This window comes from Rossellomorea pakistanensis (assembly GCF_016908495.1).
GTDB lineage: Bacteria > Bacillota > Bacilli > Bacillales > Bacillaceae_B > Rossellomorea > Rossellomorea pakistanensis.
This window is the reverse complement of the sequence record NZ_JAFBDZ010000004.1, coordinates 206,289-218,838: the sequence shown is the minus strand read 5'-3', so window position 1 is coordinate 218,838 and position 12,550 is coordinate 206,289. Positions and strand designations below refer to the sequence as shown.

The 12,550-nt window shown below is 36.8% G+C and carries 11 protein-coding genes; 9 read left to right on the top strand and 2 right to left on the bottom strand.

The features are described 5' to 3' along the window. Nucleotides 1-411 precede the first annotated feature (411 nt). The 4 genes from licT to JOC86_RS18660 all read left to right on the top strand — a co-directional run bounded on the left by licT (nucleotide 412) and on the right by JOC86_RS18660 (nucleotide 5,854). Nucleotides 412-1,242 carry a BglG family transcription antiterminator LicT gene (gene licT, locus JOC86_RS18675; protein ID WP_205174464.1) on the top strand — a complete coding sequence of 277 codons (831 nt, stop codon included), beginning with the start codon at nucleotides 412-414 and terminating at the stop codon, nucleotides 1,240-1,242. Nucleotides 1,243-1,437: 195 nt separating this feature from the next. Further along, on the top strand, nucleotides 1,438-3,285 hold the full coding sequence (locus JOC86_RS18670) for a beta-glucoside-specific PTS transporter subunit IIABC (RefSeq protein WP_205174463.1): 1,848 nt from the start codon (nucleotides 1,438-1,440) through the stop codon (nucleotides 3,283-3,285). Nucleotides 3,286-3,363: 78 nt separating this feature from the next. Further along, complete coding sequence (locus tag JOC86_RS18665) at nucleotides 3,364-4,806, top strand: glycoside hydrolase family 1 protein (protein WP_205174462.1); 1,443 nt, start codon at nucleotides 3,364-3,366, stop codon at nucleotides 4,804-4,806. A gap of 232 nt (nucleotides 4,807-5,038) precedes the next feature. After that, nucleotides 5,039-5,854 (top strand): histidine phosphatase family protein, encoded by an 816-nt coding sequence (locus tag JOC86_RS18660; protein WP_205174461.1) that lies wholly within the window; start codon nucleotides 5,039-5,041, stop codon nucleotides 5,852-5,854. Nucleotides 5,855-6,017: 163 nt separating this feature from the next. Here the strand turns inward: JOC86_RS18660 and JOC86_RS18655 are convergent, their stop codons facing one another. Beyond that, on the bottom strand, nucleotides 6,018-7,022 hold the full coding sequence (locus JOC86_RS18655; protein ID WP_205174460.1) for an ABC transporter permease subunit: 1,005 nt from the start codon (nucleotides 7,020-7,022) through the stop codon (nucleotides 6,018-6,020). Next, complete coding sequence (locus tag JOC86_RS18650; RefSeq protein ID WP_205174459.1) at nucleotides 7,015-7,923, bottom strand: ABC transporter permease subunit; 909 nt, start codon at nucleotides 7,921-7,923, stop codon at nucleotides 7,015-7,017. Before JOC86_RS18650 ends, JOC86_RS18655 begins: the two co-directional genes overlap by 8 nt. Nucleotides 7,924-8,236: 313 nt before the next feature. Here JOC86_RS18650 and JOC86_RS18645 point away from each other — a divergent pair, with 313 nt between their 5' ends. The 5 genes from JOC86_RS18645 to JOC86_RS18625 all read left to right on the top strand — a co-directional run bounded on the left by JOC86_RS18645 (nucleotide 8,237) and on the right by JOC86_RS18625 (nucleotide 12,496). Further along, nucleotides 8,237-9,013: a MurR/RpiR family transcriptional regulator gene (locus JOC86_RS18645; protein WP_205174458.1), complete on the top strand. Its 777-nt coding sequence runs from the start codon at nucleotides 8,237-8,239 to the stop codon at nucleotides 9,011-9,013. Between the two features lie 246 nt (nucleotides 9,014-9,259). Further along, entirely contained in the window at nucleotides 9,260-10,342 is a 1,083-nt protein-coding gene (locus tag JOC86_RS18640; RefSeq protein ID WP_205174457.1) for a sensor histidine kinase, read from the top strand. Nucleotides 10,343-10,359: 17 nt separating this feature from the next. Beyond that, entirely contained in the window at nucleotides 10,360-11,046 is a 687-nt protein-coding gene (locus tag JOC86_RS18635; protein WP_205174456.1) for a response regulator transcription factor, read from the top strand. Between the two features lie 460 nt (nucleotides 11,047-11,506). Continuing rightward, nucleotides 11,507-11,944, top strand: coding sequence for a hypothetical protein (locus JOC86_RS18630; protein WP_205174455.1), 438 nt, complete (start codon nucleotides 11,507-11,509; stop codon nucleotides 11,942-11,944). Nucleotides 11,945-12,001: 57 nt separating this feature from the next. Continuing rightward, nucleotides 12,002-12,496 carry a hypothetical protein gene (locus JOC86_RS18625; RefSeq protein ID WP_205174454.1) on the top strand — a complete coding sequence of 165 codons (495 nt, stop codon included), beginning with the start codon at nucleotides 12,002-12,004 and terminating at the stop codon, nucleotides 12,494-12,496. The last annotated feature ends 54 nt before the right edge of the window (nucleotides 12,497-12,550 follow it).

Sequence of the window (12,550 nt, the reverse complement as noted above, 5' to 3'; positions counted from 1 at the left end):
ATCAAAATTACTAAAATAATAACATTCTTTTTAACTTCACAAAGACGATAATGTTACTTATATAATGAGCTGATAATGACCTAGAAATAGATGGAAAATTGAACAAAAAACCTACTTTTTAAATATTTACGATGTAATCAATCATGTTCAAAAAGTGGAGATGATCAGGATCAATATCTTGGAATAAATGCTTATTCAGAAATATTACATAACATTATCGTGTAGAAAGATCACATTCTTATTCACTATATATCAAATGGTCCAGATTCAAGGAAAATAGTTGCACAAATAAAAAGTCTGTAGTATTATGTAGGAAAGCGCATACAGAACGGATTGTTACTGTTAAATCAGGCAAAACCGATTCCTTTTTAAAGGGGTGGTTTTGCCCTTTTTGTTATTGGAGGTGAAAAAGTGAAGATTGTAAAAGTATTAAACAACAATGTTATTGTCTCTATAAAAGACAAGCAAGAGGTGATCGTCATGGGTCGCGGAATTGCATTTAATAAACGTGCCGGTGAGGATATAAATGAAGAACAAATCGAGAAAATCTTCACTTTGGAAGACGAAGAAATTATAAAGAAGTTCAAAACATTAATTGCAGATATTCCAATTGAATACATGGAATTATCAGAAAAAATAATTAATTATGCTATAATCCAACTTGGAAAGAAGCTTAATGATAGTATTTATATTTCTTTAACCGATCACCTTCACTTTGCAATCGACCGTTACAAGAATAATTTACCAATCAAAAATGGATTGCTTTGGGAAACAAAACACCTTTATAAAGAAGAGTTTGAAATAGGGATAGAAGCATTGAATATGATTTGTGATCAGTTTAATGTTATTTTACCCGAAGATGAAGCAGCTTTTATAGCCCTTCATATTGTAAATGCTCAGCTTAATGAGGATATGACTAATATCGTGGATATGACTAAAGTGATACAAGATATCTTAACGATCGTTAAATATCACTTTAAAATGGAATTTGATGAAAACTCGTTAAATTATTATCGATTTATCACTCATTTAAAGTTTTTCGCTCACAGATTAGTTAAGGGAAATCATTATAATAATGAACATGAGGACGATCTCTTAAACGTTATTAAAAATAAGTACCCTGATGCTTATAAATGCACAGAAAAAATTAGAAAATTCGTTGAAAATCAATATAGGTACGAGTTAACAGATGAAGAAATGCTCTATTTAACCATCCATATTGAAAGAGTAGTGAAAAAATAAAATAGATTCTTTTTTTAGGATTGTAACTTACGAGGCAAAACCTAAATTGAACTTTCTCAATTGAAAGTTTCAATTTAGGTTTTTTTCTTTGAAGGGAGTGATAGTAATCGGTTTGAAAAATCGTGTATTTATCCCTAAAGAGCTGAAAAAATTTGATAAGAAAGAATAAAAAACAACATGAACAGGAGGAGAACCATGAGCTACGAAACTATAGGAAAAGAAATTTTACAAAATGTTGGTGGCGAAGAGAATATTTCGAGTCTGGTACATTGCGCGACTCGGTTGAGGTTTAAATTAAATGATACAAACAAAGCAAATCAGCAAGCACTTGAAGAGATGGACGGTGTGTTAAGCGTTGTTCAAGGTGGGGGTCAATATCAAGTTGTAATCGGCTCACATGTTTCAGATGTCTATCAGGAAATAATCAAGGTGGCCAATATTGGTGCTAACGCTGATTCTTCTAATGAATCAAAGGGGTCCATTACCTCACAGATTTTTGATGTGATCTCACGAAGCTTTTCCCCTTTATTGGGCGCGCTTGCAGGAGCAGGGATGCTTAAAGCATTGTTGACCGTTTTAACGATGCTTGGATGGCTTACATCTGAAAGTGGTACGTATTTAATTTTATCTGCTGCAGGAAATGCTGTTTTCTACTTTCTCCCGATCTTTCTAGGGATTACGCTAGCGATAAGGCTTGGAGCCAATCCTTATGTTGGAGGGTCAATAGGAGCTGCCCTTCTTGAGCCAAATCTAACAAAACTAATAGCTGAAGGAGGTGCTTCATCGTTTTTAGGAATTCCGGCTGTGATCGTGGATTATTCTTCAACCGTTTTCCCTGTTTTCATTGCGGTGTGTATGTACGCAGCATTTGAAAAAATGATTAAGAAAGTGATCCACAAGGACTTACAAATGTTTATGGTCCCGATGTTGTCACTAGTCGTTATTGTCCCTTTAACCGTTCTCATCTTTGGTCCTTTTGGGGTTTACGTAGGGAATGGAATCGGTGCAGGAATTGGATTCTTAGCTGAAAGAAGCGGTCTTATCACAGGTGCTATCATGGGAGCGGGCTGGACGTTTTTAACACTGTTAGGCTTACACTGGGGAGTTGTTCCGATTATGATTGGTAACCTTGGTACTGGAGGAGATCCGCTTACTTCTATGCTTTCAGGGGCTGTGTTTGCCCAAATTGGGGTAGCATTGGGTATTTTCATAAAAGCAAGAGATAAGAAGCTTAAAGCATTAGCTGGTTCAACCATGCTACCAGGGGCGTTAGCTGGTGTTACGGAACCAATTCTTTACGGTCTTTTACTTCGTTATAGAAAAACCCTATTCTATGTTGTAAGTGCAGGAGCGATTGGTGGAGCCATTAACGGTGCTCTTGGATCAAAAGCTGTGGTTTTCAATTTCCCAAGTTTTCTCTCAATCCCTGCATATTCACCAATTGGACTGCATGCAACAGGTGCTTTGGTTGCTTTCTCATTCGCTATTCTATTAACCTTTTTAGCAGGATTTGAAAATAAAAAACATAAAAAACCACAGAATGAAACAGTAGCAGGTGAATCGTTAGTTATAAAAAGTGGTCGAACTAAAAACGAAAGTATTGTTAGTCCGATCACGGGAAAAGTAATAGCTCTAAATGAAGTAAAAGATTCAGCATTTGCATCCGAAGCAATGGGAAAAGGAATTGCTATTGAACCGTCAGTCGGTGAAGTTGTATCACCAGTGAATGGCACGATCTCAGCAGTTTTTCCAACCGGTCATGCGATTGGCATCACATCGAATGATGGGGCGGAAATCTTAATTCATATTGGAATTGACACAGTGCAATTAAATGGAAGGTATTTTTCCCCTCTTGTACAACAAGGTGATTCTATTAAACAAGGCGATCTTCTAGTGAATTTTGATATTGATAAAATCAAAGAAGCTGGATTCGATGTAACAACTCCCGTTATCATCACGAATACAGATCGCTATATGGAAATTTTGGAATCAGATAAGAGGAACGTCCAAGCAAAAGAAAATTTATTAACACTAATTGTGTAAGTGATATCATTTGGGGATCAATGATTCACCTTTTCCCCTTTTAAAAAATATATGAATGAAATGTAGGAGGAATAACAGATGAATAAAGTTGATAAAAAGTTTCCAGAAGGCTTTCTATGGGGAGGAGCTACGGCTGCCAATCAAATGGAAGGTGGATTTAATGAGGGGAACAAGGGATTAAATATTGCTGACGTACTTCCAGGGGGAAAAGAGAGATTAAAAGTATTAAAAGAACCAGGCTTTACCTTTGAAATTGACAATGAAAAATATACCTATCCAAACCATGAAGGAATTGATTTCTATCACCGCTATAAAGAGGATATCGCCTTATTTGCCGAAATGGGTTTCAAAGCATACCGTATGTCCATCGCGTGGACAAGGATCTTCCCTGAGGGCACTGAATTAGAAGCAAATGAGGAAGGGCTTGCATTCTATGACCGTGTGTTTGATGAACTACACAAATATGGCATTGAGCCAGTTGTAACGATTTCTCACTATGAAATGCCATTAAACCTTGTGAAGGAGTATGGCGGCTGGAGAAGCCGTGAAGTCATTACGTTCTTTGAACGATACGTTAACGCCATATTCAATCGTTATAAAGGTAAAGTGAAATATTGGATGACATTCAATGAAATTAATAGTGCATTTCATTTCCCAATTATGAGTATGGGATTCTCGATTCAAAAAGAAGAGGATAAATATCAGTCGATATTTCAGGCATTCCATCATCAATTTGTCGCAAGCAGTATTGCAGTAAAAGCGTGTCATGAGATTATTCCAGGTGCCCAAATTGGCTGTATGCTTCTCTCTGCTCCTGTCTATTCCTATGATAGTAATCCAGAAAATGTGATGTATGCTCTGCAAGAAGAACGACTGTTCAATTATTTCTGCGGGGATGTACAAGTACGTGGGAAATATCCGGCGTTCATCAAACGATATTTTAAAGAAAATAATATTACCCTTGACATTCAAGAAGGAGATTTGAAATTGATCAAGGAACATCCGGTTGATTACATTGCTTTAAGTTACTATATGTCCCTTACACAGAAAAAAGATAAAACGGGCCTTGAAACGACACCAGGGAATCTCCTTGAAGGAGTGAAAAATCCATTTCTGAAAGCAAGCGATTGGGGATGGGAAATTGACCCAACCGGTTTACGTATTACCTTAAATAAACTTTATGATCGTTATCAGGTTCCACTTTTTGTCGTAGAAAATGGCTTGGGAGCTTATGATAAGGTCGAGGAAGATGGTTCGATCCAGGATGACTACCGTATTGATTATTTACGTAGCCATATTGAAGCAATGCGTGAAGCGGTTGAAGATGGTGTTGAATTAATGGGTTATACAAGCTGGGGATGTATTGATTTAGTCAGTGCCTCAACTGGGGAATTCTCCAAGCGTTATGGTTTCATTTATATAGACAAGCATGATGATGGCAGTGGGACAATGGAACGTAAAAAGAAGAAATCTTTCTATTGGTATAAAGAGGTTATTAAAAGTAATGGAGAAATTTTATAAAGTCATTTAATGGAGAAAAATTATATCGCCTATAGATTTAGATTCGGATTAAAATATAGTGTGATTTTTTGGTTATGAGCTTTGTTTGGAATGAAGAATTGTGAATACCTTTTATCAAAAGTGGTACAAGGTATTCACTTAAACTAAAACCCGATGCGAATTCAGTTTAAGGATGCAGAAAAAGAAAAATCGCGGTTACTAAAAATGAAAAAACAAAAAAGAGGAGAAACAAATGAAAAAACGTTTATTACAATTGGTTGTCGCAATATTTAGCATAATTTTTATTGTTGGGTGCAGCGGAACGGCCACTACCGAGAAAAAAGAGGCCGAGGCGGCAAAAGACGGGGAAATCACTTTGTATATTGTGCGTCATGGCAAAACAATGCTAAACATAACAGATCGGGTTCAAGGGTGGTCTGATGCCGTGCTCACTCCTGAAGGTGAAAAAACTGTAGGGTATGCTGGAAAAGGCTTAAAAGATATTGAATTTTCTGCATCTTATAGTAGTGACAGTGGAAGAAGTGTCCAAACGGCTACGATTATATTAGATGAGAACCAGAAATCGGATGTAACCTTACAGACAGATAAACGTTTACGTGAATTCAATTTTGGGAGCTATGAAGGCGATTTAAATCATACTATGTGGACTGACATAGCAGAAAGCAAGGGTAAGACACTTGAAGAGTGGATGAATGAGGGGATTTCACCTGAAGATTTTGCCAATAGTGTCGCTGAACTAGATAAAGGCAGAGTAAAAGAAGGGAAAAATTGGCCAGCAGAGGATTATAATACCATTACGAAACGTTTGAAGGAAAGTATAGATGAAATCGCTAAAAAAGAAAGTAAAAAAGGGGACAGCAATGTATTAATTGTCTCTCATGGTTTAAGCATTGGTGCATTGATAGATACTTTATCTGGTGGATATGAGCTTCCAGCTGGAGGAATAAAAAATGCAAGTGTAACCACCATTAAATATAAAAATGGTGAATATACCATAGATAAGGTGGGTGATCTAAGCTATATCGAAAAGGGTCAAAAAAAAGAATAAGTGTCGGGAATTTTGATGGATTTCGTAACTAATAGTAAAGATAAAAGGCAGCCCCTTTATATTTAAGTTTTAATAAAATTTAGGTCTTATAATAATTATGAAACTTTTTATTGTCATTCAACAGAGGAACCAAATTGGTTCCTCTCCTTTAACGTTATTCTCCCTACTTATTCACAAAAGTAAAATCATCCCCAATCTCCATCACCGATTTCTTCTCGATCTTCATTTTCTTTCTTATCCCCTTGATTCGAGATGGAGAGTCTTTTAACATCACTTCCTGTACTGCGGAAGCCATGAAATTAAAGGATAAGACGGCAAGTGATAATGCAATTAAAGGTGCTAGGATCAGCCATGGGGCTGTCATGATTTCAAAGTATGCCTTCCCGATGTTCCCGGCCCATTCATTAGATAGTGAGAACATTCTTACTTCACCTATCATGATTTCTTCTTCGAATTTCCCGCCCAAGAAAATATTAATAAATCCGAGGTGGGCAAATAATACAAGAACCTGCACATTGCGCTGGAAAAAGAGTAACACCAATCTTGGAAATAGATTGGAAAATACGTGTTTGCGATACAAAAACCATCCTCGCCCACCTAGGGTTCGAGAGCTTAGGACATACTCTTCTTGAAGTGCTTTTTGGATTTCTTTTAATAGGACTACAAGAACGGGCGGAATTCCGATCATGCTAATGAACAGGGCTTGGGTGACGATTAACTCAAGGAACTGTTCCTCCGGTTTCAGAATGATATGCTCTAATGGTATGAGCAGCCAAAAGGCGACGGCGGCAACAGGGACATAGATCATCGACTCAACCAACACTTCTAATAGCTTTTGAATTCTCTTTAAGAATTGCAGAAAGAAAACAGAAAGCAGTAATCCCAACAGGACCTGGATAAAACCAATCCCGACTGCCATAAGAATCGTGAATTTTGCGCCTTGAATGATGTAAGTCCATAAAGGTGTCCCTAATCGATCTGAGCCAAGAGGTGGGAGCTCTAAAGGGGTAAAGGGCGGGCCTACCAATTCTCCTTTATACTTGAAAAAATCATAGCGTTCAATATGTTCAGAAATAAATGGCTCATATAGAAAGCTTGCGATAACCATCACAGTTAGAAAGGTAAACCCAATGAGAAACTTTGGTTTTTTAAATAAAACTTTACCCATTTATAAATTCCTCCTCTCTTACCCCTATTTTCTTCATGATGAAAAACTCGGAGATTGAGAATAATGTGTAAAATGGAATAAAAACCGAACAAATAACCACCACAAGGATGAGTTGATTTGAATAGAGCAGTAAATCCATCATTCCTTTAATATTAAACAATCTTTCAATAATAAATAAGTTCGATAACATAAACGAAAAGATGATCTTGGAGCGATAAAATAGACTAAATAGGACATTTCGGAAGTTATGGGCCAATAAAACTCTCAGTCTGCTCAATCCTTTCGCACGGGCCAAATCCATATACGGCTTCGGTTCTTCTTCTCTCATTAAAAGAAGCGCCGTTTTAATAAGAAATACGGAAGGGACCGTCGATAAGCATATGACAGGCAATAAATAAATCTCTTCATTTAACATCGCCACCTCTGCAACTAAATGGCCAGTCGCTTTATAAATGAATATGACAATAAGCTGGAGACCCACAATGATAAAAACATCGGGCAATGATTCTAAAATATCGATCGTAACGTTCGAAACCTTTTTAAACCAGCCAGGCGATAGGGAAACAATCATCGTAACAAGGAATGAGGCCCCAATGGCAATGATAAAAGAAAGCGTAAAAAGCTTTAAAGAATAGAAATACCTCTTAGGGTAAAATTCAAAAAAAGAATATTCTTTTCCAAAAGAAGCGATGACCCATTGCTCGGGTTGAAACAAATTCTTTATCACATTCACAATTGCTAATCCATACTCAAGTGGATAAAACCCAATGGACGATATGTTATTGGCAACAAGCACTTCCATTAAATATTGAAAGCCTGAACCTCCATAAAATAAAACAGGTAATGAGCTAATCAAGATAATCCCGATCAAAATGATCAAGAGATTTCGTATGAATCGCATTAAATCCCCCTCAATCCTTCTAGAAATGTAAATATCTGTCTTTAGTACTAGTTCTCCAATTTCTAAAGAATTCCTTTGAGAAATTATTAAAAGGTGGAAAGGGAATCGAAATGTGAGAGACTATCACTCTTTCGTAGATAGAAAGAAGGATAATCTTTCTTTGAAAAGAATTGTATAGGAAGCAAGAAATGAGAGGGAGAAATAATAGATGTTTTTTAATGAAGTTAGAGGGTTGACATTTCATTATTAAAGATGCTCCAAAGAAATATATTCGTACATCCTATAAGGAAGAATACTTTAAAGGCGTGAGACCATGAATCATTTTATCTTTGATATCCCTGCAGACCAATACCAATCCCTGAGCGAATCAGAGCGTTATTTGTTGGAGTATATCGTAAAAAATATAGAAAGAATCCCAAATCTATCGATTGTGAAATTAAGTGAAGAAGCCAATGTTTCGACTGCGACGATAGTTCGATTGATGAAAAAAATTGGTCATGATGGCTTTACTTCGTTTAAATACAATATAAAAGATCATATGAACTCTGAAGAAAATGTGGAGGTCATAGATGAAATTGATAGTAAGATCCAAAAAGCGATTAAGAAAAATGAATTGGAAGTGATAAATACGATTCAGATGTTGAATAAGGGGAATATCGAGGATACGATCCAAAAAATAAATGATGCAGAAAAAATCTATATTTTCGCTAGAGGATTTTCTGAAATGATTGCCAGTGAAATGAACGTGAAGCTGCAGTTGCTCGGGAAAAATTCGGAAATGCATAATGATCCTAATATTATCCGCGTTATATCCAGAAGGCTTAAAGAAAAAGAGCTAGCTATTTTTGTATCGTTAAACGGAGAAACAAAAGAGCTGGTAGAAGCGTGTAAGAATTTAAAAATCCAGAATATCAGTACGATCACTCTTACAGCAGGGGTGGATTCCTCCTTGGCCAAATTATCAGAGATCACTCTTCTAGGTTATAAAGGCTCCCATTCCTTTTTTCCTGATTACGAGGTGCGTTCCCGATTGCCGCTTCAAGTAATTTCCCGAATTATTTTGGATGCTTATGTGATTCGGATGGTGTGAGTTTAAAAAGGGCTTAACTATGTCAGCCAAAGCTATTTTTTTAGGGTGGCTTCTTTTCATAGGCATCAATGACGGTACTGTGTTTGATTACTAAAAAATTTCTGCATTTGAGTTATGTCTTTGATGTCCTAGTGGCTCTTATAACAAAAAGCAAAATAATATTTAAGAAAAAGTTAATGATTGATTTAGATTTGATTAATAAATGTCCATTATAATCATGAAATGTATTTTATTGGTGGTGATAATTTGTCTATTAAAAAGCGATTGATCCTTTCGAATATTGCAATGATTATCATTCCTATCCTATTTTTTTTCTTCATCGAGATGATGATAAGCTACGTCCTATTTTATCTTTTAGACGGTGATATAGAAGGAAATAGTAAAAAGCTGTTCATGACGCTGAGATTCATTGGCTTATTGCTTGTCTTAACGGTCACGAACGGGCTTCTGACTTACTTCGTATCAAAAAGCATCATCACCCCTGTCCAAAAACTGAGGAAAGCGGCAAAAGAAATCAGTAACGGAAATTTGGATTTCAAAATAGAGTCAGCAAAGAAGGATGAGCTTGGAGAACTTGCAGAAACCTTCGAATCGATGCGGCTAAAGCTGAAAGAAGCGAAGGAACTACAAAAGCGTTACGAAAACAATCAGAAAGAATTGATCGCCAGCATCTCCCATGATCTGAAAACCCCGATGACATCCATTAAAGGGTATGTGAAAGGGGTTATGGATGGAATTGCAGACACACCCGAAAAAATGAATCGTTATATGGAAACGATTTATACAAAAGCGGATGATATGGACCATTTAATCAACGAGCTTTTCTTATACTCGAAATTGGATATACAGGGTGTTCCATTCAACTTTGAGGAAATGGACCTGAATGCGTACTTTGTTGATTTACTAGAAGAAGTCAGGTATAACCTTGAACAAGATGGAGGAACGGTAACCTATCAAGTAAATCCAAGCGATTCCTATATAGTGATGGCCGATAGGGAAAAGCTGAAGCGAGTCATAACAAATATCATACAAAACAGCTTGAAGTATATGGATAAACCTAAAAAAGAAATTCATGTCCGGTTGGAAAGTGAATCAGATCAGATTATGGTAGAGGTAAAAGATAATGGAACCGGAATGTCACAGGATGCTATCCCTCATATTTTTGAGCGCTTTTATCGGATAGACGCCTCAAGGAATTCATCCACAGGTGGAAGTGGTCTAGGATTAGCAATCGTAAAAAGGATCATTATAGAGCATGGTGGCTCAATTTGGGTTGAAAGTGAATTAGGAAAAGGAACAAGTATATTTTTCACGTTGAAAAAACCTTAGAAAGCGTAGGGGAGAGCATGCCGAAAATATTAATTATTGAAGATGAAAAAAGTATTGCTGAATTAGAACGGGATTACCTTGAAGTGAATGGCTTTGATAGCGAGATTGCCACGACCGGTGAAGAAGGTCTGAGGAAAGCCTTCGATCATTCATATGATCTGATTATCCTGGATCTGATGCTGCCGGGAGTAGATGGCTTCGAGCTTTGCAAAAAAATTCGGGGAAAGCTTGATATCCCAATATTGATGGTGACGGCGAGAAAGGAAGATATCGATAAAATACGTGGTTTTGATCGAGGAGCGGATGATTATATCGAGAAGCCGTTCAATCCGAATGAGCTCGTTGCCCGAGTCAAGGCGCATATCTCACGGTATCATCGCCTGATCAATCGTGAGAACGAGATGGGTGAGATCCAAATTAGAGGCTTAGTTATCGATCGAAGCTCCCGTAGGGTCTATATCAATGGCGAAGAAAAAATATTTACGGCGAAGGAATTTGATCTTTTAACCTTTTTAGCGGTAAATCCAAACAGAGTCTTCAGTAAAGATCACCTTTTCGAACGTCTTTGGGCACATGATTCGATAGGAGATATAACAACGGTTACCGTCCATGTTCGGAAAATCAGGGAAAAAATCGAGGAGAATCCCTCTGAGCCTAAATATATCGAAACCATTTGGGGTGTAGGGTATAGGCTCAAAAAATAATACGAAAAAATAAAACTAGACTAGTCCAAGACATTTGTTACACGAATGTGAGGGCTGGTCTTTTTATGTCCATTTGTCAAGATACCCATGGTTTTTTCACGATTACATCCGAGCTGCAAAAGAACATCACGTCTTATATTCGATTTAAGAATTATTTAAGAATTTGATAACAGTTTTTTTAGAAGTCTTGCTTATGATGACGATAGAAATTGAACAGCAAGTGTTCATACGAGGAGGATGAATAGTGGAATGAATTATATTGAGAATGTGTATAGGTAGATTCAGTAGGCTCAAGTGGCGCCATTTTATAGAAAAAATCGTTTGCGAGAAAAAATAATCGGATAATAAGCGGTTTAAAGCTACGTGTATTTTTCTTTATAGATGCTGTCAGGCTTAGATTAAAGATGGAAAGAGGGGGAAGATTGCCCCCAAAAATCAATGGTACTTGGAGGTAAAGAGAATGGTTAATGTAACAAAAAATACATTAGGAATTCCGATAAGCTCACTTTTTCTTCTGGCTTTACTAGGTGTTCCCCGTGTAATCGTACATGATTTGAAGTGGGTTGAACCTGGAAGCATTGTCAATATGCTATTGGCAATGATCCCACCCATCATTTGGATCGTCGTTGTTTTATGGAAAAAAGCAATAAAGCCTTTTAAAGCATTATTGTTGGTTGGAATAATCTATGGAATCTTATTAGGGATCACACACCAAATTTTTTGGCATATAACTTTTGATGAACTCCCGACTTTAGGCGGGAATTTAGCGGCCATCCCACCATTTGTCAACGCATTCATTACAAGAGCTTTTGGATTTTTTAGTAGTTTATTCACAGGAACGATTATGGGAATCATTTTAGGCCTTATTGGCTTATGGATAAATCGTATCCGTACATGATTTGGTTTAGAGGTAATGTTGAAAGTTCTATAAAAAAATAAATGGAGAGGGTCTTATATGAAACAAAAATCTGCTTTTTTATCAATTTTATCCCATCTGTGGGTTCAGCTCATTCTTTTAGGTAGTATTCTACTAGATACATTTATGGTATATCCCAATATTTTTCATGACATTCCGCGATCGTTTGAAACAGCTTTAGATTTTATGGAGGTGGCTAGTCCACATACTTATTTTCCGCCTCTAGGTTTGTTAAGTTGGGTGACTGGATTAGTAGCTGTAATATTAGGCTGGTCTGTTAAATCTGCTCGTTATTGGATTTTAGGTAGTGTTATCATGATGTTTTGTGAAGGGCTATCTTCCATGGTCTTTGAATGGCCGCGTAACGAAATTATGTTCATTGAAGGAGTAAATGTGCATTCAGTCGAATTTTTAAAACAAACGGCCCAGGAATTCCTTGTAGTCCATGGCTTTCGTGTGGCATTCAACCTAATGGGTTCCGTTTTAATCTTTATTGGCTTTATGAAGTACTATAAGCACATCATTATGAAATAAGTATCTCATTTAAGTGGCGCGTTTCCGGAGTAAGGAAAGCGTCTTTTTTTATGG

Bases quoted from the DNA above. Each gene is read 5' to 3' on its own strand.
- JOC86_RS18665 (WP_205174462.1), top strand. From the start codon at position 3,364: ATGAATAAAGTTGATAAAAAGTTTCCAGAAGGCTTTCTATGGGGAGGA.
- JOC86_RS18670 (WP_205174463.1), top strand. From the start codon at position 1,438: ATGAGCTACGAAACTATAGGAAAAGAAATTTTACAAAATGTTGGTGGC.
- JOC86_RS18630 (WP_205174455.1), top strand. From the start codon at position 11,507: ATGGTTAATGTAACAAAAAATACATTAGGAATTCCGATAAGCTCACTT.
- JOC86_RS18655 (WP_205174460.1), bottom strand. From the start codon at position 7,022: ATGGGTAAAGTTTTATTTAAAAAACCAAAGTTTCTCATTGGGTTTACC.
- JOC86_RS18650 (WP_205174459.1), bottom strand. From the start codon at position 7,923: ATGCGATTCATACGAAATCTCTTGATCATTTTGATCGGGATTATCTTG.
- JOC86_RS18645 (WP_205174458.1), top strand. From the start codon at position 8,237: ATGAATCATTTTATCTTTGATATCCCTGCAGACCAATACCAATCCCTG.
- JOC86_RS18625 (WP_205174454.1), top strand. From the start codon at position 12,002: ATGAAACAAAAATCTGCTTTTTTATCAATTTTATCCCATCTGTGGGTT.
- JOC86_RS18635 (WP_205174456.1), top strand. From the start codon at position 10,360: ATGCCGAAAATATTAATTATTGAAGATGAAAAAAGTATTGCTGAATTA.
- JOC86_RS18660 (WP_205174461.1), top strand. From the start codon at position 5,039: ATGAAAAAACGTTTATTACAATTGGTTGTCGCAATATTTAGCATAATT.